The organism is Kribbella sp. NPDC056861, assembly GCF_040687575.1.
Taxonomy (GTDB): Bacteria; Actinomycetota; Actinomycetes; order Propionibacteriales; family Kribbellaceae; genus Kribbella.
Window position 1 is genome coordinate 70,396 of the sequence record NZ_JBFBNQ010000005.1, and the last position, 23,110, is coordinate 93,505.

Annotated in this window: 15 protein-coding genes; 9 read left to right on the plus strand and 6 right to left on the minus strand. The window is 67.9% G+C overall.

What is annotated here, in order from left to right:
* Positions 1 to 19 precede the first annotated feature (19 nt).
* On the plus strand, positions 20 to 406 hold the full coding sequence (locus AB0P21_RS24830; protein WP_363699556.1) for a MerR family transcriptional regulator: 387 nt from the start codon (positions 20 to 22) through the stop codon (positions 404 to 406).
* Here AB0P21_RS24830 and AB0P21_RS24835 read toward each other — a convergent pair.
* On the minus strand, positions 387 to 1,016 hold the full coding sequence (locus AB0P21_RS24835; RefSeq protein WP_363699557.1) for a DUF2461 family protein: 630 nt from the start codon (positions 1,014 to 1,016) through the stop codon (positions 387 to 389). The two genes, AB0P21_RS24830 and AB0P21_RS24835, sit on opposite strands and share 20 nt — an antisense overlap.
* A 123-nt stretch (positions 1,017 to 1,139) precedes the next feature.
* Here AB0P21_RS24835 and AB0P21_RS24840 point away from each other — a divergent pair, with 123 nt between their 5' ends.
* Positions 1,140 to 1,793 carry a fasciclin domain-containing protein gene (locus AB0P21_RS24840; RefSeq protein ID WP_363699558.1) on the plus strand — a complete coding sequence of 218 codons (654 nt, stop codon included), beginning with the start codon at positions 1,140 to 1,142 and terminating at the stop codon, positions 1,791 to 1,793.
* A 59-nt stretch (positions 1,794 to 1,852) separates the two neighbouring features.
* Here the strand turns inward: AB0P21_RS24840 and AB0P21_RS24845 are convergent, their stop codons facing one another.
* Positions 1,853 to 3,796 (minus strand): DUF4832 domain-containing protein, encoded by a 1,944-nt coding sequence (locus AB0P21_RS24845; protein ID WP_363699559.1) that lies wholly within the window; start codon positions 3,794 to 3,796, stop codon positions 1,853 to 1,855.
* 114 nt (positions 3,797 to 3,910) lie between these two features.
* Between AB0P21_RS24845 and AB0P21_RS24850 the strand changes: the two genes are divergently transcribed.
* The 6 genes from AB0P21_RS24850 (at position 3,911) to AB0P21_RS24875 (ending at position 11,101) form a co-directional block, all read left to right on the plus strand.
* Entirely contained in the window at positions 3,911 to 4,786 is an 876-nt protein-coding gene (locus AB0P21_RS24850) for a sugar ABC transporter permease (RefSeq protein WP_363699560.1), read from the plus strand.
* A gap of 26 nt (positions 4,787 to 4,812) precedes the next feature.
* Positions 4,813 to 5,688: a carbohydrate ABC transporter permease gene (locus AB0P21_RS24855; protein ID WP_363699561.1), complete on the plus strand. Its 876-nt coding sequence runs from the start codon at positions 4,813 to 4,815 to the stop codon at positions 5,686 to 5,688.
* Positions 5,689 to 5,714: 26 nt separating this feature from the next.
* Positions 5,715 to 7,061: a sugar ABC transporter substrate-binding protein gene (locus AB0P21_RS24860; RefSeq protein WP_363699562.1), complete on the plus strand. Its 1,347-nt coding sequence runs from the start codon at positions 5,715 to 5,717 to the stop codon at positions 7,059 to 7,061.
* 10 nt (positions 7,062 to 7,071) lie between these two features.
* Positions 7,072 to 8,571: a glycoside hydrolase family 36 protein gene (locus AB0P21_RS24865; protein WP_363699563.1), complete on the plus strand. Its 1,500-nt coding sequence runs from the start codon at positions 7,072 to 7,074 to the stop codon at positions 8,569 to 8,571.
* A gap of 35 nt (positions 8,572 to 8,606) precedes the next feature.
* Positions 8,607 to 9,788 (plus strand): ROK family transcriptional regulator, encoded by a 1,182-nt coding sequence (locus tag AB0P21_RS24870; RefSeq protein WP_363699564.1) that lies wholly within the window; start codon positions 8,607 to 8,609, stop codon positions 9,786 to 9,788.
* A 134-nt stretch (positions 9,789 to 9,922) separates the two neighbouring features.
* Positions 9,923 to 11,101: a hypothetical protein gene (locus tag AB0P21_RS24875; protein WP_363699565.1), complete on the plus strand. Its 1,179-nt coding sequence runs from the start codon at positions 9,923 to 9,925 to the stop codon at positions 11,099 to 11,101.
* 4 nt (positions 11,102 to 11,105) lie between these two features.
* Here the strand turns inward: AB0P21_RS24875 and AB0P21_RS24880 are convergent, their stop codons facing one another.
* From AB0P21_RS24880 to AB0P21_RS24890, 3 genes are all read right to left on the minus strand, one after another.
* Entirely contained in the window at positions 11,106 to 12,965 is a 1,860-nt protein-coding gene (locus AB0P21_RS24880; RefSeq protein ID WP_363699566.1) for a helix-turn-helix transcriptional regulator, read from the minus strand.
* A gap of 210 nt (positions 12,966 to 13,175) precedes the next feature.
* Positions 13,176 to 14,858, minus strand: coding sequence for a heparin lyase I family protein (locus AB0P21_RS24885; RefSeq protein WP_363699567.1), 1,683 nt, complete (start codon positions 14,856 to 14,858; stop codon positions 13,176 to 13,178).
* A 147-nt stretch (positions 14,859 to 15,005) separates the two neighbouring features.
* On the minus strand, positions 15,006 to 17,552 hold the full coding sequence (locus AB0P21_RS24890) for a LuxR family transcriptional regulator (protein ID WP_363699568.1): 2,547 nt from the start codon (positions 17,550 to 17,552) through the stop codon (positions 15,006 to 15,008).
* Between the two features lie 222 nt (positions 17,553 to 17,774).
* On the opposite strand from AB0P21_RS24890, the gene AB0P21_RS24895 reads away from it, so the two are divergent.
* Positions 17,775 to 20,294 (plus strand): LuxR C-terminal-related transcriptional regulator, encoded by a 2,520-nt coding sequence (locus AB0P21_RS24895; protein ID WP_363699569.1) that lies wholly within the window; start codon positions 17,775 to 17,777, stop codon positions 20,292 to 20,294.
* Here the strand turns inward: AB0P21_RS24895 and AB0P21_RS24900 are convergent.
* A complete protein-coding gene (locus AB0P21_RS24900) occupies positions 20,266 to 23,046 on the minus strand; it encodes a discoidin domain-containing protein (RefSeq protein WP_363699570.1) in 2,781 nt (926 codons plus the stop codon). The two genes, AB0P21_RS24895 and AB0P21_RS24900, sit on opposite strands and share 29 nt — an antisense overlap.
* Between the last annotated feature and the right edge of the window lie 64 nt (positions 23,047 to 23,110).

Below are 23,110 nucleotides of genomic sequence, written 5' to 3' on the forward strand. Positions count from 1 at the left end.
TCATGAGAGGTGGATCACGATGCGGATCGGAGAACTGGCCGACCGGGCCGGGGTCAGCGTCCGCTCCCTGCGGTACTACGAGGAGCAGGGTCTGCTGACCAGCACCCGCAGCCCGTCCGGGCAGCGGCACTACACCGAGATCGAGGTCGAGCGGGTCATCTTCATCCAGCGGATGTACGCCGCCGGCCTGTCCAGCCGCACCATCATCGAAGTACTCCCCTGCACCGACGCGCCGAGCGAGGAGAACTCCGACGCCGCCCTCGAGCGGCTGGTGCTGGAGCGGGACCGTATCACCGATCACATCAACGACCTGGTCCAGACCCGGGACGCCCTCGACGGCCTGATCGGCATGAACCGCGCCCACCGCGCCACCCTCTCCGAGCCTGCTACCTCGCTACGTTCCTGACCAGCCAGTGCGCCAGCGGGCGCAACTGAACGAAGACGGCGAGCACCCGATCGACCGCCGCGGCGGTGTGGATCCAGTCGTCGCAGCCGAGCGGCCGGCCCACGATCAGAGACTTGTGCCGCAGCAGCTCCGCCCGTGGATGGTCCGCCGGAAACCCTCTCAACGACCGCTTCAGCAGGTCGCCCGAGAGCTCGTACCCGTCTCCTTGCAGCTTCCGGAGGATGCCGGCCAACTGCTCCCCGGACCCCGGGTTGGCCACCGCGGTCCGGTACCGCTCGATCTGCACCGACGGCGCGTACCACCACGCCAGGCTGACCCCCAGCCCGTCGAGATCGAACCCGACCCCCAGCTCGACATTGGGCGCCAACCGAACGATCGCGCTCTGCCGCTGCCAAGCCCGCAGCAGCACCTCGCCATAGCCCCAGACCGAGAAGTCCTCGTACTCCTCGTCCGCGGCCGCCACCGCATCGAGCAACTCGACCATCGGCCGCCGAACCAGCTGCTCACGATCCTTCCGGCACTGCCGCCTGACCTCCGCCGAAGGCTCCCCCTCGAGCTGCAGCAGCACGTCGAAGGCCGACTCCGGCCAACCCTCGAACTCTCCCGTCACAGCCCAGCATCCTAGCCAGCCACCCGGACAGTTTCGGTGGAAGTGCATCCGGCGGGGGTCTGGGGACGGAAGTAGCTGCGTAGGCGGCTTCGAGCCGCGACGTAGCTACGGAAGGAAAGACTCATGCGCACTGGTTCTCGCCGGCTCGCGACGGCAGCGGCCGCCTTGACCTTGACGATTGCGGCCACTCTCGGGGCCGCCGTGCCGGCCAACGCGACGGGCAAGCTCGGCACCAGGAGTCTGGCGGCTGTGCTGGCTGCGGACGGTGACAAGTTCGACCGGAACTGGAACGACTACGACATTCTCGCCCAGGCGGTCGGTGCGGTCCTCGCGGCCAAGCCGAACAGCTCGGTCGGTGTGCTTGCCGATGGCAAGGTCGCGCTGACGGCGTTCCTGCCGAGCGACCGGGCCTTCCGTTCGCTGGCCGCCGACCTGACCGGCAAGTGGTATCGGTCCGAGCAGGAGTTGTTCACCGCCTTGGCGACGCTGCTCGGGATCGACACGATCGAAGCCGTGCTGCTCTACCACGTGGTTCCCGGCGCGACGATCACCAGCAAGACCGCGCTCAAGTCCGACGGCGCCAAGCTGGCGACCGCGTTGCCGGGCGCGAGTTTGACGGTCGATGTGCTCAGCAAGCGGTACCGGCTCATCCGATTGATCGATGCCGATCGCACCGACGCCGACCCGTGGCTCAACCCCTGGGCGCTGGACATCAACCGTGGCAACCGGCAGATCGGGCACGGCATCTTCCTGGTACTCCGCCCGCTGGACATCTGAGGTAGGCGGCAACCAGGCGAGGTCCAGCCAAGGACCTTGCCTGGTTGCCGTTGGTGAGATCAGCTGACGGTGACCCGGTCGATGTCCGGGGCCCAGCCGCTGGGGTTGGCGAAGGTGATGCTGTTGGCGGAGCCGGACTGGAGGGTGCGGGTGACAGTGAGCGACCCGACTGTGTTCCAGTCGGCGGTCGCCGGGAAGCTGACCGACTGCCCGTTGACGACCGCCGTCCTGGCGACCGCGGACGAGTAGTAGATCGTGACCGACTTCGAGCCACCCGATCCGCCGTTGACGCCCTGGATCGCCAGCGTGCCGGAGTTGTTGCCGATGTAGCCGACCTTGGCTCCACCCGAGCAGCTGGAACAGGAGGCGACCAAGGCCCCGCCCGCGAGACTGTTGCCTGAGGCTTCGGCTTCGTACGTCGCGGAGCTGCTGCCGGTTCCGACCGTGACCGCACCCAGGCCGACCCAGCCGTCGGCGTTCTGGGTCGCGTTGGCGAACCGGAGCTTCTTGGCGGTGGCCGAGGTCGCTTCGAGGGGGTTCTTCACCCGGAGCACCCACTGATAGTTGCCCTGGGCCACATCACCGAGGTTGACCGGCGTCTGGAAGTACTGCGGATAGCCGAAGTCGCGATAGGTCGGGTCGCTGCCGACGTTCCAGTCGGGGAAGGCCCGGAGCATCAGCGGCTTGATCGTGCGCAGGTCCCAGGAGGTGTCCCAGCTCTTCACCACCGTCCCGGCGCTGTTCTTCAGGCCGACGGTCATCTTCCACGGGTAGTAGAACGGCGCGACCCCGGTGTTGCTGATCTCCACACCGAGATTCGTGGTACCGGCGGCCGTGTTCTTGAAGTACGCCTTGTTCACAGTGAGGTTGTAGCCCATCAGCCGGGTCGCGGCGCCGACATTCGCGTTGCCCGCGGAGTAGTTGGCCGACTGCTCGTTGATCTTCCAGGTGGTGTGCTCGAGCTCGATACACGCCTTCATGTTGTCGACCGATCCGGACCCGCCCGGCCAGCTGTCGAACGCCGAGCCCTGGATCTCCGGCCGGACCTCGCCACCCATCGACGTGGTGATCCACTTGTTCTCGGTACCGGTGTTGAGATTGCGCTGCAGCTGCGAGTACGACGCTCCGCCCATGGACTGCGGCAGCGTGACGCCAGCCAGGGGCGAGCCTTCGCGGTAGCAGAACGAGTCGTCGTGATAGCCGATGTCCTTGCTGTTGGCCGCTCCCCCGGCCGCCTCGGGATAGCGGATCTCCAGCTTGGTGGTGTTGAAGGCGTTGTCGTACGCGGTGATCAGCTGCGCGCCGTTCGCGTCGGTGGGCATGTAGTTGGGGTAGCCGTCGGCAGTGTCGGTGTCGTACGGCCAGGTGTGCCACTCGCCCCAGAGGCCGACCAGGCCGAGGTGGATGAAGCCGATCCGCGGGTCACCGTCGTACCGGGCGCCGAAGGCAGCGATGAAGTTCTTCAGCGCGTTCACCAGGTACGGGCTGTCGTAGTCGGGCTGCGTGACGTTCCAGTAGGTGTCGGACCGGTTGTTCACGTTGCCGTTGAAGCACGACGGGATCGCATTGCCGGGATGGGTGCCGGTGCCGCCGGGGTAGACCATATAGAACCGGATCGCGGCCTGGTTCCCCTGACTGGCGGTCTCGTTCAGCATGTTGTCGAGGATGGTCCAGTCGTAGCTGCCGCAGTTGCCGGCGTTCGTCATCACCTCGGACAGGCCGAAGTACCCCCAGGTCAGGGAATGTGGGTAGCCGGTGTTCTGGTTCGCGCCGGGCGAGTAGAACCGCGCGAATCCCTTCAGCGGGTTGTCCAGCGGACCGTCGGCGGCCTGCAGCGTGTGCGCCTGCAAGGCCGGATCAGGGTTGGCCGGCGGTGCGGGCCGGGACGGCGGACCAGCCGGAACAGCGCCGACCGGGGTCACCGCCGCCACGGTCAGGCTGAGCGCCGCTGCGACGGCGGTGAACGCGGCCAGCAGGCGGCGGCCGCGGGTACGAAGGTGCATGGCTTCTCCTCGGGGCGAATATGAAGAAGTGTTGACAAACTTCCGAATAACTACATCATTAATCCCGAGTGGGCTTGCTGACAAGAGCTCGCCGGAGCCGATCGAAGGACAGCTATGGGCAGACAACGGGACGACCGGCGGGTCGCTTGGTGGTTCGTCGCACCGGTGCTGGTGGGATTCGCTGTTTTCTATGCCTATCCGGCCGCCCGGGGCATCTGGTACTCGCTGACCGACTACACGATGCTCGGCACCCCGGACTTCGTCGGCACGGAGAACTACGCGAACCTGCTGGCCGACCGGCAGTTCTGGAGCTCGATGCTCGTCACCGCGTACTACGTCGTGCTGAACGTCGGATCGCAGACCGTGCTCGCCCTGGTGGTGGCAGCGCTCATGCACCGCCTCACCGGCTCAGTGGTACTCCGGGCGACGCTGCTGGTCCCCTGGCTGGTCCCGAACGTGACGATCGGCCTGCTCTGGATGTGGCTGCTCGATACCAACCTCGGACTCGTCAACCACCTGCTGCGCTCGGTCGAGCTCGACACGATCGGCTTCTTCACCGACGCCTCCTGGGCGATGCCGGCCGTTGCCGGGATCAACACCTGGGCCTACACCGGCTACACCGCGCTCCTGCTGTACGCCGGAATGCTGCAGATCCCGCAGCACCTCTACGAGAGTGCGGCGATCGACGGCGCCGGCGAGCTGCGGCTCTTCACCAAGCTCACCCTGCCGCTATTGCGACCGGTGCTCGCCCTGGTGCTGGTCGTGACGCTGATCGGCTCGTTCCAGATCTTCGACACGATCGCCGTCACCACCAAGGGCGGACCGGTCTCCGCGACCCGGGTCATCTACTACTTCATCTACCAGCAGGCCTTCAGCTACTTCCACATGGGCTACGCCGCCGCGGCCGCCGTCTTCCTGGCCCTGGTGCTCGGCGTGTTCACCTTCGTCCAGCTGCGCTTGCTGAAGGCATCAAGTTCGGACCTGGCATGAGAGGGCCCGGAATGAAAGGACCTGGCATGAAGTCGAATCCAGGACGGATCCTCGCCTGGGGCTTCCTGATCATCTTCCTCCTCGTGACGATCTTCCCGTTCTACTGGATGGTCCGGACCGCGATCACCCCGGCCGCGGACCTCTACAACGACAGCAGTTCGCTACTCCCCGACCAACCGACCTTGATCAACTTCGCCCGGGTGCTCGGTCTCACCACCGAGGCAGAGGCCAGAGCAGCAGGCGGCTCCGGAGCACGCCTGGACTTCAGCCGCTACCTGCTGAACTCGGTGATCTACTGCGGACTTATCGCGGGCGTCCAGACCCTGTTGTGCTCGATGGCGGGCTACGCGTTCGCCAGGCTGCGGTTCCCGGGCCGCGATCTCACCTTCACCCTGCTGGTCTCCGCGCTGATGGTGCCGCCGATCTTCACGCTGCTGCCGAACTTCGTCCTGGTCAAGCAGCTCGGCTGGATCAACACGATGGCCGGCATGGTCGCGCCGACCATCCTGATGACCCCGTTCGCGGTCTTCTTCCTGCGCCAGTTCTTCCTGTCCCTGCCGCGCGAGGTCGAGGAGGCCGCCACCCTGGACGGCGTCGGGCCGTGGGGAATGTTCTGGCGGGTCGCGATGCCGATGAGCCGTGGACCGCTGATCACGATCGGGCTGACCACCACCGTCTGGGCCTGGAAGGACTTCCTCTGGCCGCTGCTGGTTGGCCGCGGCGAGGAGCACCGTCTGGTGACCGTTGCCCTGGGCGTGTTCCTGCAGCAGTCGCCCAACACCCAACCCGACTGGACCGGCCTGATGGCCGCCTCCACCTTGTCCGTGCTGCCCGTTCTGCTGCTGCTCGTCGTGCTGGGGAAGCGACTCGTGCAGTCACTGAGCTTCACGGGCGGCAAGTAACACCACTACTCCCTGGGAGGGGAACCATGACACGCATCCTGAAGACCGGCGCGGCGCTACTGGCCTTGTCGCTGGCCGCACTGACCGGCTGCTCCTCAAGCGACGACTCCGGCGCCGGCGGCGCGGTCACGCTGGACTACTGGCTCTGGGACGACAACCAGAAGGCGCCGTACCAGGCTTGCGCCGATGCCTTCCACGCCGCGAACCCGGACATCACCGTCAAGATCACCCAGACCGCCTGGGCGCAGTACTGGCAGAACCTGACCACTCAGCTGGCCGCTGGTGACGCGCCGGATGTGTGGACCGACCAGGCCTCGTACTACCCGCAGTTCGTGACCAGCAACCAGATCCTCGACATCCAGCCGTTCGTCGACCGGGACAAGGTCGACTTGACCCAGTACCAGGCGGGGCTGGCGGACCTGTACGCCAAGGACGGCAAGCGGTACGGCCTGCCGAAGGACTGGGACACGATGGCGCTGGTCTACAACACCGCGCAGCTCAAGGCCCAGGGCATCGAGCCGGCCTCGTTGGCCGATCTCACCTGGAATCCCAGCGACGGCGGGACCTTCGAGCAGTTGATCGCCAAGGCGACCGTCGACGAGAAGGGCCGCAACGGGCTGGATCCCGCGTTCGACAAGACGAAGATCAAGACCTATGGCTTCCTACCCGAGTGGGCCGACGGTTCGCAGGGGCAGAACGGCTGGGGAAACCTTGCCGTCAGCAACGGTTTCGGCTATCTCGACAAGAACCCGTGGGGTACGCAGTACAAGTACGACGACCCGAAGCTGGCGGCGACCATCGACTGGTTCAAGTCGCTGATCGCCAAGGGGTACGCGCCGCCGCTCGACAAGGCCTCGACGCTGTCCCGGGACGCTCTGCTCAACGCGGGCAAGGGCGCTATCACCTTCGCCGGCTCCTGGATGATCAACAGCTACCTCGCGCCGGAGTCCAAGGTGAAGTTCGCCTTCGCGCCGCTGCCGGCTGGACCGGAGGGGCGGAAGACGGCTATCAACGGCCTGTCGGATGCCATCAATGCGGGGACCGAGCACCAGGAGGAGGCCTGGAAGTGGGTCAAGTTCCTCGGCTCGGCCGACTGCCAGAACCTGGTCGGCGCCAGCGGTGTCGTCTTCCCGGCCATCACCGCCGCCGGCGAGAAGGCGCTGGCCGCCCACAAGACCAAAGGCCAGGAGGTCCAGGTGTTCGTCGACCAGGCCAAGGCCGCCGACGGGACCTTCTTCCTGCCGATCAGCGAGCACGGGAACGAGATCTCGCAGCTCGTCCAGGACGGCATCCAGTCCGCAGTACTCGGCCAGTCCGACTCGGCGACCGCTTTGAAGAAGGCCAACGACCAGGTCAATGCCCTGTTCAAGTAGAAGGAGAGAGATGGCACTGCTGATCGAGCTGGGCGGACACACCCTCGCGCTGCGCCACGACGGACCAGGCGAACCCCGCACCGCCGACGGAGGGGTGATCCTCCCGGCGGGGCGGGTCGCACTCCTGCACGGCCTCGGCGACAGCCTGTTCTACCGGCACGGGCAGAACTCGTGGAGCCCTTGCGGCTGGCGGCGGTTCTCCGAGCTGCCGCTGCGGATCGCCGATCCGGTACGCCGGGTCACCGCCGACGACGACACCTGGGACGACCCGTGTCGGCACCACTCGTCGGCCGTCGCCGCGATCCAGGGCGACGACGGCGACGTGTTGCTGCTGGGCGCATTGGGTCTGGGCGTGCCGCGGTTGACCGCCGACCGCGACACGCTCGCCGGTTGGTACGAGTCGGGCGGCGCGCCGTGGTTCGCGGCGTACGGGCCGGAGGAGATCGTCTTCGCTGCCTACACCCACCAGCTCGCTCAGCACCTCGGGCAGGGTCGCAACCGGGCCGGCAACGTCTGGTGCTCCTGGTACGCGTACTACGAGGAGATCACCGAACAGCAGCTGAACAAGGACATCGACGCCTTGCAGGGTCTGCCCTTCGACGTGGTGCAGGTCGACGACGGCTGGGAGGAGAAGGTCGGCGACTGGCAGGCCAACGGCAAGTTCCCGGCCGGGATGAGCGCCTTGGCGGAGCGGATCACCGATGCCGGGATGAGCCCGGGGTTGTGGGTGGCGCCGTTCATCGCGCTGCCTGATTCGCGGCTTGCCGTCGAGCGTCCCGAGTTGTTGCTGCGCGACGAGCACGGAGTACCGGTGGTCGCGGGCTACAACTGGGGCACCGGGTACTACGCGCTCGACGTCACCCTCCCGGCGACGCAGGACCATCTCACCGAGCTGACCCAGCGGATCGTGCACGAGTGGGGTTTCCGATATCTCAAGCTCGACTTCATCAACGCGGCCGCGGTTCCCGGCGTACGGGCGAATGGGATGGGTCGCGAAGAGGCCTATCGCGAGGCACTCGCGGTGATCCGACGGGCGGCGGGCGACGACGTGTATCTGCTGGGCAGCGGCGCGCTGCTGCTGCCGTCCCTCGGGATTCTCGACGGGTTGCGCAGTGGACCCGACGTCGCGCCGATGTGGCAGAACTACGCCAGTGACGACCCGTCCGACGCGATGGCCCGCAACGCGGTCGTCAATACCCTGCACCGGCTATGGCACGCACCGGTCGCGGAGGTGGATCCCGACGTGATCTATTTCCGCAGCCGGCTGAACCTGCTCACCGAGCAGCAACAGAGCTGGCTGCGCGACCTCGCCGCCATCTGCGACTTCCGGGCGGTCTCCGATCCACCGTCCTGGCTTCGCCCCGACGAACTGCAGGCGATGACGGACTATCTGGGCGCTGCTCCGGTGGTCGAGCGGGCCGGCCGGTACAGGTATCGGATCGACGGCCGGGACGTCGACTTCGCTGCCGCGGTGGAGCCGCCGATCGGCGGTTCCTATCCGATCAGTTGATAGTGTTCCCGGGTGCGACGAGGGAGCAAGAGGCTGTGACCGAGGGCGCCGTCACCGGCGTGGACCTGCCCCGGCTTCGTGAGCTCAACTCGCTGACGATCGTCCGGGCGTTGCGTGATCACCCGCCCTCGACGGTGACCGAGTTGTCGCAACGCACCGGCCTGTCCCGTCCGGCGGTCGACCTGATCGCCCAGAACCTGGTGGCTGACGGCTGGGCCACCGTGATCGAGGCGGGCTCCAGCAGCGCGGTCGGACGACCGGCCCGTCGATACCAGTTCCGCAGTACTGCGGGTTATGTCCTGGGCGTCGACGTCGGGGTGCACAAGGTGCTGGCGCTGGTGGCCGACCTGAACGGCGAGGTGCTGCAAAGTCACCGGGTGGCAGTCGCCGCGGACGCCGACCCCGAGGCACGGCTCGCGGCCCTGGACGAAGCGATCCAGAAGTGTCTCGCCGCGGCGAAGAAGAAGGCGAAAGACTTGTGGGCGGTGACGATCGGCGTCAGCGGGCCGGTCGATGCCAGCGGGCGGACCACCCTCTTCACGCCCATCCCCGGCTGGGAGCAGGTCGATCTGCCGGCCCACCTGGCCGGACGCTTCTCCTGCCCGATCATCGTCGAGAACGACTGCAAACTGGCTGCCCTCGCCGAGCGGTGGAAGGGCGCCGCCAGCGACGCGGCTGACGTCATCTACCTGCTGGCCGGCATGCGGATCGGCGCCGGGCTGATCCTCGACGGCGTACTGCGCCGAGGCTACGGCGGCGCCGCCGGGGAGATCGGGGCACTCAAGCAGGTTCGCTGGCTCGCGGCGCCTTCGCATCTGGAGAACTGCCCCGGAGTACCGGCGAGTGTCAGCCCTGATGACGCGGCTGCCTGGGTGTTCGACGCCGCCCGTCGCGGCGACCGTGCTGCGAAGACGGCCGTCGCCCGCTACGTCAAGGATCTCGCCGTCGGGGCCGCGGCTCTGGTGCTCGCCCTGGACCCTCAGGTCGTCATCTACGGTGGCGGCTTCTCCCGCTCGGCCGATCTGGTGCTCGCCCCGCTGACCGCCGAGCTGCAACGCCTCTGCCTCCGTACGCCGGAGGTCCGCGCCTCCACGCTCGGCGCCGACTCGGTCGCCCTCGGCGCGATCCGGCTCGCCCTGAACGAGCTGGACGACCGGCTTTTCACGACCACGTTGTCATCCCCCGCGGCGCCGAGCAGCCGCCGCGGCACCGCCTGACCTCGCGGCCGAAAACCTGCGGTTTGGGGCGACCCCGGAGCGATACCACCGTAGGTTTTGCGGCCGAGTATTGACCGACGGTGTCAGGATCCTCACGGTGGGTGTACACCGCCCCCCTTTGTGAGGAACTGCTGATGCGTACATCAACTGATCGTGCTCGCGCGGCCGGTATCGGAATCGCCGCTGTCGCGCTGCTGGCCGCCTTCGTCACCACCCCGTCCCAGGCCTCGGAGGTCACCCCGGCGCAGCCGAGGGTCGCTGCCAAGGAGCTCACTGCCGCGGATCGGCAGATGCTGGCTCAGCGGCCACTCGTCGAGGCCGCCGACCGGCTGAGGGTCGCGGCGGAAGCGCCCGGCCTGAAGGGATTCGCCGGCATCGTGCTGGCCGAGGACGCCGTCGTGCTGTGGTGGAAGGGTGCGCCGCCCGCGCAGGTTCGGCAGGCTGTCACCTCCGCCGGGCAGCTCGCGCCGGTGCGGATCGGCAGCGCCGTCCACTCCAAGGCTGAACTCGACCAAGCCGCCCGGTCCATCGAGAGTTGGCAGAAGCAACACCCGGATGCCGCGATCGACGCGGTGAAGAACCCTGGTGACGGAAGTGGCCTGGTGTTGGGCGTCAGTCCGTCGTACCGGGCGACGGGTGCGCTCGGGCAGACGCTGCAGCAGCAGACCGGCGTACCGGTGAAGGTTGTTGCGGAGGAGGCGTTGAAGCCGGTGTCACGGCCGGACGACTGGTCGCCGTGGATCGGTGGCGCTCGACTGTGGAACCAGTCGGCCGGCGCTGTCTGCACCACTGGGTTCGGCGTACGGGACGGGCAAGGGCGTCCGTACATCCTGACCGCCGGGCACTGCGGCCAGCCGGGTCAGCAGTTCGCCGACGGCACCGGTGAGTACATCGGCAACATGGGCGCGAAGCACGCCGATCACGACATCGCGTTGATCCCCACCAACAACGTCGAAGCGCAGCTGTACGTCGGCGACGGCAACAGCGCGCTGGTCGAGGGAGTCCCCTACTGGGGTCACACCTACGTCGGCCAGTTCCTCTGCCAGAGCGGCATCACCAGCGCGTCGGTCACCGGCGGACCGGTCTGCAACATCAAGATCCTCTTCTACTACAACGACCGCGAGGACCTGGTCGAAGGTGAGCAGATGGACGGCCAGATCGGCGCCCGCGGCGGCGACTCCGGCGGCCCGGTCTACTCCCGGGGTACGGCGGGCCTGATCGCCAACGGGACCACCACCCGCGCGGCCGGCAGCCGGATCGGCTTCCAGGACTTCACCACCGCCAACCGGGACTTCGGCGTCAGCATGTCCTGACCGCTCAGCCCTCGCCGAGCAGTTGGACGAGGTCGTGGCGGCCGGTGATCTCGAGCTTGCGATAGACGCCGGACAGGTGGAACTCCACCGTCCGGCGCGCCAGGAACAGTTCCTTCGCGATCTCGGGATTCGACCGACCGGCCGCCACCAACTGCGCGACCTTCCACTCCTGCGCCGTCAGGCCATGGCGGCGCCCCAGCGACACCGTCGGTCCTGCGAGTGCCCGGGCCCGCTCCGCCAGCGGCCGGGCACCGCAGTCATCGGCGAGCTCGACCGCGCGCAGCAGGTGATGACTGGCGGCGCAGTCCTCGCCGACCGCTCTTCCAAGCTCGTAGTGAGCTGAAGCCTCGTCCAGGAGCTGACCCGCCGACTGCAACCTGCTGATCGCCTCGAGCAGCAGGTCTCGCCGTGCTTCGCTCGGCCGCGTCAGCGCCAGCACGTACTGCGCGAAGCCGATCGCACCGTTGGTCCCGAAGGCCTTCGCCCGCTCGAGGTTCTCCTCCGCGAGCCGACCGGCCTCCTCTGACCGCCCCACCCGCAGCAGAGCCTGGACTGCAGCCGGCCGCCAGCGAAGGAGCTCCGGGTTGCCCACCTTGTTGTCGGCCAGCAACTCACCACAGGCCAGATAGCTCTGGATGGCCGAGCCGATCTGCCCCGCCGCAGCCCGCGAATCCCCACAAGCCATCAATTCGTACGCCGTAACCTGCGCCGCACCTTGTCCCGTCATCACCCGCCGGGCAGGCCTCGCGGCGCCCGCTGATCGAGTCGCCTCAGCGAGGCCCCAAACGACTCTCATCGACAGTGGCGGGGTCTGCAGCAGCAGCGCCTTCGGCAGCAGTTCCCGCAGCAGGGCGATCGTCGCCTTCAGATCACCCTTCCGCCGCAGGGCCCTGACCCGGCACAACTCCAGCTCGATCAGATCCCAGTCGTCGAGCCTCCCCGCGAACTCGTGCTTGGCTCTTGTTGCAGCCACTTCCGCCCTGGTCGGCTCAGCAACCACCGACAGCGTGAACAGGGCATGCCAGCACAGATCGAAGTCTCGACGCGCATCGGCATCAGCCAGTACTGCGTCCGCATCGCGCAGCGCCTCTCCGGCGCCGCGCCCGGCCAGCGTTGCCTGAGTGGCTCGTATCGCCCTGCTGTCCGACTCGGTCGTTATCCACAAGCTCGACAGCGACCTGGCCAGCATCGCAGTCCGAGCCAGCTGCACCTCCGCCACCGCCCGTCCATCAGCAGAGGCAAGCTCCAGCATCGCCGGAATCTCGGCGTACCTGCCGTGCGCCATCAGCAAGCGCTGCAACTCCGGCACCAGAATCCGTACCTCGTCATCCTGCGGACTCCGCCTCAACTCGGTCATCAACAGCTCGATCGCTTCACCTGGGTCAAATGGCGCACGGATCGCCAACTCCACCGTGATCGACGCGCGTTCACCACTGCACAACCGCTCCGTCAAGGCTTGGCGGAGATACCGCTCAGCTGACTCAGCGTTGTCGGCCTCCCGCGCCGCTGACCGCAGTACGTCCGCCGCCCAAGGCACCCCGGCCGGCCCGGCCGCGGAAAGCTGCTCCGCCACCTTGCCCGCCGAAGCACCCGCGTCGAACAAGCACTGAGCCGCAGCCAGCTGAGCCTGCCTCCGCTCCCCCGCACCCATCCCAGCCAACAACACCCGCCCCAGCTCAGGATCGGTCAATGTCAGAGGAACTCCGCCGGCAACCAGCTTGAGCGCAACGAGCTCATCGACCCCGGTCAGCAACTCCGCAACCGTCAGACCTGCCTGCTCGGCAACCACCCAGCTCACCGCGTCGTCGCCAAGCACAGCGATCGCCCGCAGTATCCGCACGGCCGACGGCCGCAGAGCCGCCACGACTCCCGCTACCGGCCGCTGCCGAAAGGTCTTCGATTCCCCGTTGAGCAACACTGTGCGCCTCTCGTACGAAGAGCGCCCGAAGATCCCCTCATTCTGCCTCAGCCCACCCGGCGAACACCGTTCCTGACCGCATCCGGCCGCGCCCGCGGGTACCGGCCCCCACCCGGAGTGTGGGTGGGGGCCGGCGGCCAGGGTGGGACGGATGGATCAGGTGGAGGTTCGGACCGTTGCTTCGGTGATGCTGGCCCAGTTGTTGAGTGGGTTGGTCCAGAACGTGATCTTCACGAAGCGGCCACTGCGGGGGGCTCCGGGGAAGGCCTGGACCTCGGGGGCGGTGGTGGTGCCGCTGCTGCGGCCCTCCCAGGCTTTCAGGTACGACGTACCGTCGAGCGAGGTGTAGACAGTGAAGTCGTTCCAGCGGGTGTTGCCCTGGTGCCACGCCACCTTGGTTCCGCACAGGAGTTGCGGGGTGCCCAGGTCAAGGACCAGCGAAGCGCCGTAGCCCTGGCCTGACCAGCGGGTGGTGAGGTTGCCGTCCACTGCGTTCGCCGGCGGGTTGACCGGTTCCGAGGTGGACGCGCTGACCGCCTTGACCGCGCCGGTGAGTGCGCAGCCGTACGGCTTGCTCACCACCGCGGCCTCGGTGATGCTGGCCCAGTCGTTCGCCGGGTTGCCCCAGAACGAGATCTTCACGTGCCGGGCGTCCCTGGCCGTGAACTTCTGCGACTCGGCGCCTGTCGTGGCGCCGCTGCTGCGGCCCTCCCATGCTTTGATATAGGTCAGTCCGTCGACCGAGGTGTAGACCGTGAAGTCGTTCCAGCGGGTGTCGCCCAGATGCCAGGCGACCTGGGTTCCGCAGACTCGCTGGATGGTGCCCAGGTCGAGGAACAGTGAGGCACCGGAGCCTTGACCGGACCAGCGGGTGGCGTTGTTGCCGTCGATCGCGTTCGCCGGTGGGTTGACCGGCTCGGAGGTCGACGCGGAGGCGATCTTCACGGTCGCCTTGGTCGCCGTGTCACATGGATTCGGCGGCGGGGTCGTCGGGGGCGGTGTGGTCGGCGGCGGTGTGGTCGGCGGCGGCTCCACCGGCCCTGCGGCCGGATCGACGTCCGCGTACGACGCCTTCTCGTTGCCCAGCCGGAGCGAGTCGTAGTAGATCGTCCGCTCGGTGGTGTTGGACGGCTTGCCCGAGCCGTTGTTCCAGTCCCACTTGTAGATGCCGAACTTGAAGTACGGCGACCGCGGTCCCTTCGTGAAGGTCTTCCCGGCCTGGTCCAGGACCAGCACCCCGTTCTTCCAGACCTGGACGAGACCGCCGGAGCCGGTCGTCCACTTCACGTGCACCACCCAGTCCGCCCACTCGCCGGTCCGGTAGGCGCCGAGGTCCTTGGCGACCCCGAGGAACTCGACCTGCCACTGCCCCTTCTTGGTCAGGATCGCCAGCGGCGGCGACCCTCCGTCACAGTCGGACGTGTCGCAGTCGTGCCACTGCGACAGGATCTCCGGCGAGACGTCGTACGCGTAGGAGGCCGGCAGGTTGATGCTGAACCCGTACCAGCGCTCGGCGGAGGCCGGGTTGTTGTCCGGCTGACTGAGCTCGGCCCGCTTGCCGTTGTTGGCCATCGGATCGCTCTTGCGCAGCTCGAACTTCGCTGCACTCGAGCCACTGCGGACCGGCCCGCTGACGATACTGCTGGAGTGCCCCGCACTCCCCTGCCGGATCAGCCCGGGTGGAGCCGCGGGCAGCGTTCGATCCGCCGCGTTCTCCCAATCCAGCACCCGGATGACTCCACCCGGATCGGCCGTCACCACCATGGGGGTGACGACAACGGTGGCGGCGGCAACGAACAGGGCGGCGGTGGCCGCTGTCCATCGCGAGCGACGCGGCATGGTTTTCTCCTCTCTGCAAGGGACTCTGACCCCTGGAGGATCCTGCGGACCGGGTACCGCGCGCATGAGCAGCAGATGCCCAATGGCGTACCCGTGCCACGACCCTGCCGATCACGACGAGAACGCAGCCCGGCTGGTGGTGCTCGATCAGCGTCCGTCCGGCATCGCCGACAGCGACATCGCGGACTGGAGTTGTCGACGGCTGGAGACGCCGAGCTTCTGGTACCCCCTGGCCAGCAGGTTCGTCACGGTCCGCACCGAGATTCCCAGGCTGAGTGCGATCGCCTCGTTGCGCAGCCCGGAGGCCGCCAGCTCGCAAGCCTCGCGTTCACGACTGGTCAGCGGCTCATCACCGCTCACCGGCCCTCCGATCGCCGAGTACTGCGCACCGCCACCCCACCGCGCCCGCGATTCGGCAACCTCCCGCTTCCGCGCTGTGCGGACCGTGTACGTGGCCGGTGCCTGTAGCGCCGACTCACCCGCCACCAGCGCCAGACCGAAGTACCCGCGGTTCCCGAACTCATCGGCCAACCGCAGCAGCGTCCGGCCGTTCCTCGTGGCCAAGGCACCAGCGTGCTCGGCAAACCTCCCGAACAGCTCACTGTCTGTCTCGCCCACCGCTCGCAGCAATCTGCGGGCGCCATGCAGACTCGGGTTCAGCCTCACCTGGTAGTAGCCCGCCTCGACCGCAGACCCCCAGCGGCCCGCGCTCATGCAACGATCGGCCATCTGGTCAGCCAGATCCGCGGCGTACGCGCGACGACCCGAATGACAGAGCATCCTGATCCGGGCGAAGTCGATCCGGTCACGCAACGGACCGGCCACCCCCAGCCGCTCCAGCTCGTCGAACTCCGCCACCGCCAGATCCAATCGGCCGACCGCGGCAGCCGCTGCCGCGTAGTCGGCGCGGATCTCCACCCGCAGCGGGAACGGGACAGCGTCGTCCAGCAACGCCCGTGCCTCCTGCAAGATCGGCCAGGCCCGCTGATGATCACCGGCCCAGCTCGCGCAGGCAGCCACCGCATGACCGAGTACTGCGACGCCGGCCTGATCGTCGGCGGACAGCGCAGCAGCGTAGTACTGGCTGCTCAACGGCTCTGCCGCCAGCAAGTCACCCGTCTGAATCAGAGCGCGGACCTCAAACGCCTGCAGGGCAAAGCGCACCGCCGGCCAAAGCGCAGGCCCTTCCTTTCCCCCGAGACGCGACCTGACCCGCAACGGTCGACCCGACAGTAAATCGCCTTGTACTGCGATGAATTCCGCCGCCTCACCGAACAGCCCGCCCGGACTCTGCGGCAGCGCAACCTGCAAACGGAGCTCGACACCGTGCTCGGCAACAGCAAGCGCAGCCCGACCCGGCCCGAAGGTTGCCCTCCCCCGCAGCAACTCAGCCGTTGCCTCAACGGTCCGGCCAAACCCCCATGCCAAGTTGAGCGCACGCAGCCCGACGGACTCAACCGTCTGGTCCACAACACTCACGGCTGCCAGCGTCTGCTCCGCAGCACCAGGTCGACCGAGCGCGATCTGCGCCTGCGCCCTGACCACCGCCGCCTCGTCACCACGATGACTAGCCAACCGCTCGGCCAACCTCGGCAGACCTTCATCCAAAGCCGCCCCAGCCAGCTCCACCACCCGCTCCGGATCAGCCGCAAGATCCGCTTCGTACTCCCACCACCCGTACTGCGGACCACCCCGACCCGGTACGCCGACAGCCGCCGACGCCGCCACCAGGTCCCGAAACAGCCGGCGTCGCCGCAGCGCACCCAGGCTCGCCGCAAGGGCCGCCTGCTGAATCGGCCGAGTCGCCCTCACCTGATCCCCGACGACAGTCACCAGACCACGCTCCACCAAACCAGCGAGAACCAACGGCCCGACGAGTTTCTCCAGCACCTGCACCGGCAGCTCGTCGGTCAGCGCCAACCAGGCCAGCACCTGCAGCTCCACCGGATCGAGCCGGCCGAACTCGACCGCGAACAGATCCCGAAGAAAGCTGCTCTCAGCAACAAGCTCACCGTCCCACCCCCACACTCCGCGGCGCTCCACCAGCCGCTGCTGCTCCAGCCCGAAGGTCACCAGCCGCCCAACCTGGAAAGGGTTTCCGGCCGTCGCACTCCAGATCCGCCGGGCACTGAGCTCATCGATCGGCTGCCCCAACACCGTGGTCAGCAACTCACGGACCGCCACCCTCTCCAAGCCGGTCAGCCGAAGTCGCTCGACCGGGCCCAGCCCATCAGCCAACTCGCCCTCCTGGCCCGTGAGCACAAGCCGCAACTCCACCAATCCCGGCAACTCACGCAGAATCCTGGCCGAGGTCTCATCCAGATGATCGACCTCGTCGACCACCAGGACAATCGCGCGTCCCCCGGCGCATTCCCGCAGCCGATCCGCGACCGCCCGAACACTCACCGTCGCCGGGACACGCGAGCCGAGCAACCGGGAGATCCCAATCCCCGGCAGGTGCTGAGTGGCGCGACTCGCCCGTCCGGCCACGACATACCGGCCGGCGGCCGTACTCCGGTCGCCCAATGCGGCGGCCAGCCGCGATTTGCCGACTCCTGGTTCACCACTGATCAGTACCGCGGTTGGCTCTCGGCTCGCCAGCACCTGTTCGGCGCGCTCGAGCTCGTCCGCACGGCCGATCAGCGGCCACCGACCTGGTTCGACCGGTCGCGCGACCGGTTCCGCTGGGTTCATTCCGACCACCTGATGCCTTGGGCAACAACATCGTTCCGGGGCGACAGCATCATCGCTGACCCACCGGCTGGCAAGGCCTCGCCGAGCCTGCCGCCGGCACCACCGGGTGGCGCTATCACAACCGTGACCTGACCGGCGCGGAATTGAGCACTCATCACTCATGTCAAGCGTTCGCACCAGGGCCAGGCTGGCCGCCACAGCGACCGGCCGGACGGAGACGAGATGACAGCGTCGTACCTGGTGGAGCGCTCGGCCGACGAGCGGAACTGGCCGTTGGTCGGCCGCTCCGACGACCAGCGGCAGATCATCTCCAGACTCGCGCGCAGCGACGAGCCAGGGGTCCTGCTGGTCGGCGAGTCCGGAGTCGGCAAGACCAGGCTGCTCGATTCGCTCGTCCTGCTCTGCCGTGCCGAGGGGATGAACCCCGTCGAGTTGACGCAGGACCCGCAGGACGACATGAGCCGGGACTCCGTTCTGGTCGTCGACGACCTGGATCAGCTCGACCCTGCCGCGACGGCGTTACTGCACCGCCTCTGCGCCACCACCCGGATTCGCATCCTGGCCACCTGCCGCAGTGATGCCGTCGCGTCCCCCGTCGTCGTCGGCTTCTACCGGCAGCGGCTGGTGGAGGCGAGGCGCCTCGACGGGCTCGACCGTTCCGCGGTGGCCGAGTTACTCAGCGCAGTACTGGGTGGTCCGGTGGATGGGTTGTCGGTCGACCGGCTGTGCCGGCTGACCCGTGGCAATCCGCTGTTCCTCCGGCAGCTGGTCGAGGCCGGCACCAATGTCGATCGGGTCGACGGCATCTGGCGCTGGCGTGGACCGGTGATGCCGGGACAGAGCGGGGTCGGCAACCTGGTCACCCGCAGGCTGGCCACGTTGACGCCGGGCCAGCATCTGGCCCTCGCGTACGTCGCCCACGCCGAGCCGGTGGCACTCGACACCCTCGAGGCGGTCGCCGACCTCGCGGACCTGGAGTTCCTCGAACAGGAACGTCTCGTCCACATCGAGCGCCTGGACGGCCGACTGACCGCCTCCATCAGCCATCCCCTGTACGGCGAAGTCGTGCGAGCCGCAACTCAGCCGACTGACCGCGCCTCGATCTACCGCAGGCTGGTCCTGGCCACCACCTCGGCCACCCACCTACAGACGGTTCGGTGGCGACTGGCTGCCGGTGACCGCGTCGCGTCCGCTGAGATCGTCAGCGCGGCCAATGAGGCACTCGATCGCTGCGAAGCCCCGCTGGCCGAGCAGCTCGCTCGACACCTTCCCACGGATCCAACCGTCCGCTTGGTCCTAGCTCGTGCTCTGGTCGCGCAGGACAAGGCGGTCGAGGCAGAGTCGCTGCTGAGCAGCATGAGCGACGCCAGTCAGGACACGGCCGCGTTGCGCGCACTCAACCTGTTCTGGAATCTGCGCCGCCCACAGGACGCCGCGGCGGTCATCGCACGGGCCCGAAGTAGTACGGATACACCGGCGCTGCAGCTCGCAGCGACCGCGGTGCGGACCTTCGGTACGCCGGACGTGTCCTGGCATGACCTCATCGCGCCGCAATCGCCGGAGCGGATCCAGGACGTCGTCATCGCCGGAGCGGCGGACCCGCTACGCGCCTACCTGGCGTTGTTCCAAGGCCGGCCGAAGCTGGTGGCCGACGCCATTGCCGATGGTCGCTTCAGCGCTTCGCGCAGTTGGGCCTCGATGAGCGCCGCGCTCGCGGCTTGCCGGATCCAGGGACTGGTGACGTCGGGCCGCCTCCACGAGGCCACCGAGCTGGTCGCCTCCCGGGACAGTGCTCCGGCCGACTGCGACGTACCGACCGAAGCCGCTTTGCTCGCGTTCGAGCGCGGCACCTGCGAAGCCTGGTCGGGTCGGCTGGGCCGTGCCCTGCCGCATTTCCGCGAGGCCAGAGCATTGGTGGACGAGCACGTGCCGTTCCCGATCCGGCTCTACCTCGGCACCGAACTGGCCGGCTGCCTGTCCTCGCTCGGTCTGCCGGCCGAGGCACGAGCCGTCCTCGACGAGCTGACCGAACTGCTCCCCGCCGGGCTCGCACTGCAGCCGCATCTGGAGTTCACCGCGATCAGACTGGACGCGCAGACCGCCGATGTCGAGCAGACGGCCGCCCGGATCGAGGCGCTGGCCACGCGGTACCAGTCGGCCGGCCGCTACGCGAATGCCGTCGAGGCGTTCTACTACGCCGCCCTGCTGCGCCCGACGTCGCGGGTGGCAACGGCCTTGCGAGCCTGCGTGGATCGCTGCGACAGCGACCTCTTCCGGCTGATGGCCGATCACGCGGAGGCCGCGGCAACCAGCCGGTACGGCGAGGTCTTCACCGTCGCCGCCGCCTTCGAACGCCTCGGGTACTACGGGATGGCGCTGGCGGCGACTGTCCAGGCTGCTCGGCTCGCAGCGACCGCCGGTGAGGAGCGGGACGCGACCCGGTTCCGCGTCCATGCCGCCCGCCTTCGGCACCTGTGCGACGAGCCGCGGACGCGCTGGCGGCTGCACGAGGACAGCTCGTCGGTGCCGCTGTCGATCCGCGAACGCGAGGTCTGCGAGCTGGCCGCCCAGGGCATCGACAACGACCTGATCGCCGAGCGGCTCGGCCTGACCCGCAAGACGATCGCGAACCATCTGCACCGTGCCTACAAGAAGCTCGGAGTCCGGGGCCGGGACCAGTTGCGCGACGTACTGGGCCCGGCCCCGGAGCCGGTCAGCTCCGCAGGACCGCTGCTTCGGTGACGCTGGCCCAGTCGTTCTCCGGGTTGCCCCAGAACGAGATCTTCACGAACCGGCCCTCCCGCGGTACCGGGAACAGCCGAGTCTCCAGTGCATTGGTGGTCCCAGTACTGCGTCCCTCCCACGCCTTCGAGTACGTCGTACCGTCGGTGGAGGTGTAGACGGTGTAGTCGTTCCATCGGGTGCTGCCCTTGTGCCAGGCGACCTTCGTCCCGCAGAGCGCCTGCACCGAGCCCAGATCGAGGATCAGCGCGGCGCCGGAGCCCTGCCCCGACCACCGGGTGGTCAGGTTGCCGTCGATCGCCTGGGCCGGTGGGTTCACCGCTTCCCAGGTCGAGGCCGTCGCCGAGGCGGCCGCTGCCGTCGCCGAGCACGCCGGCGGCTGGACACCACCCGGAGCGATCTCGCGGACACTGAGCTTGGTGACGTCGACATCAGTGGCGGCGTCCCAGCGGAACACGGCCTTCGGACCGCCCCAGCTGATCACCTCGCTCTGGCTGCCCTGACACCTGTTCGCGCTGGCCACCTTCCAGCTGCCGACGTCGTCCCGGGCGGCCACCTTCGTCCAGTTGTTCGAGTTGGTCCGGTCCAGGTACATCTCCATCCGGACACCGCCCGGGATGTTGTACATCACCGTCTTGAACCCGACCAGCTTCTTCTTGAGCGTCGCGCCTCCATTGGCGTACTTGTCCGCCACATAGCCGGCGCCGCCGTCGTGGAAGATCTCCTTCTCGAACCGCGCCGCGCCGTCTCCGAAGCGGAGATTCCCTTTGTACGCGGTGCCCCAGCAGGCCTCCGGCGCGGCCCCCGAACCGGTGTGCCGTGAACCCCGCGCGTACCAGGTGAAGGCGTCCGTGTCGTCAGATCCCGCGTTGTACCGGACGTAGCCGGTGATCTCCACGTTGCGCCAGTCGTTGGCGTCGTGCATGAACCCACGCTGCCGCAGCGTCGGCTGCCGCCACTCCAGGTTCGGCTCGTCCCGCCGCTGATCGAAGGTGGTGGTCGAGATGCTCAGCCTGGTCTGGGGATCACGGACCTTGAACGTCCCGTCCGGGTTCTTCGTGAGCGCGGGACCGTCGAGTCGGCTGTCCTGCCCCGGGTTGGCGGTCAGGTGCCAGGACTGCCCGCCCGGCTTGCTCGGGTACATCATCGCGACCCCGTCGACCGGATCGTTGCCGTCCAGCTGCGCGGCGGCGGCCGGGGCAGCTTTCGCGGCCGGTTGCCCCGCACCCAGCAGGACCTTCGCGTTGTAGGCCATCTGCGCCATGTACAGCTGCTGCCCCTGGACCTTGTGGGTCTCCAGCGCCTTCTGCACCCGGACGTCGAACCGGCCGAGCTTGACGAACCCGTCGGCCAGCCAGCCGGTGCCCGCACCAGTGCCGTCGACGTACGCCGCGCCGCGCGGGATCACCAGGTCGGTGAGCAGATGCCCGAAGCCGTCCAGCTCCGCACGACTCCAGCCCTGTCCGCCGAGCGTCGCCGCCTCGGCCAGGTAGCTGACCACTCCATTGCCATGGGCAACGTCCGATCCCGGCCTGGTGGTGCTGCCGAAGTTCATGTCGAAGAAGTAGGAGTCGGAGTCCACCACGCCGAGCCGGAGCTGGTCGCGGATGCCGAGACCCTTGTTGTTGGGCATGTGGTCGTTGACGTCGTCCCGGACCTTGATCGCCTTGTCCCGCCGGGCCGCGTTGGCGGTCAGCCGGGACACCTCCATCGCGATGAAACCCCAGTGCGCCGCCATGTGGGTGTTCACCCGGTACACGTAGGAGTTCACGTTCCGGCCGACCCACTTGTCGAAGATGTTGACCTCGAGGAAGGCCAGCAGGTCGTCGTACCGTTTGCGGGTGGTCGGGTTGGTGTAGGCGGAACTGTTCTTCAGCACGTCCAGCCCGTGCGCGACGTACCGCCAGGCGTAGCTCTCGAACAGCGGCACCTCCTGGCCGCGGACGTCGGAGCGCTGCGAGACCCAGCCGCGTTTGCCGTCACTGCGAACGCTCGACGACCTGACCAGGTTCTCCGAGTAGTTCAGGAACCGGTTGAGATCCGTGCTCCGGCCGGTCGCGGCGAAGGCGGCCACCGCTGCCTCGATGCCGTAGGCGCCGTCGTAGTGGTTCCACGAGTCGGCGGACCTGGTCAGCGACTGGTACTTCGCGTCCTCGCCGGCGGCGGCCTGGTCGTAGCGATCGATCCAGTACTTCACCGGCTTGATGTCCGGTACCGGTTCGGGGTCCGTCCCGCCGATCATGGCGAGCGCCTCGCTGATGCTCGCCCAGGTGTTCTCCGGGTTCTGCTTGAAGGTGATCCGGATGTACTTCGCCGCGGCCGGCGTGGTCAGCGGGAAGAACTCGATCTCCGCGGTCCGGCCCGAGCTGCGGCCCTCCCAGGCCTTGCGGTAGGTGACGTTGTCGGTCGACAGCGAGATGCTGAAGTCGTTCCAGCGCAGGTCGCCGCGATGCCAGGCGATGCCGACCTGACAGACCTGGTGACTCCGCGCCAGCTCGAGCGTCAGGTGCGCCCCACTGCCCAGCCCCGACCAGCGGGTCCCGAGCGAGTTGTCGACCGCGTGCGCGGCCGGGTTGATCGCTTCCTCGGTACTGGCGACGGCGCCTTGCGGCCTGACCTTGGTGCCGTTGCAGGCGGCGGCAGCGGCCGAGCTGGACCGGGTCACCAGGCCGGTCACGGCGGTGGCGCCGAGCAACAAGCTGGTCAGGGTGGCGAGGACGATACTGCGCCTCAGGGTGAGGGCTCTGGACATGGGCGGGAGTTCCTCTCGTGATCGGGCCGAACCATCGATCACTTCACTGTGCAGAGCCACCCGC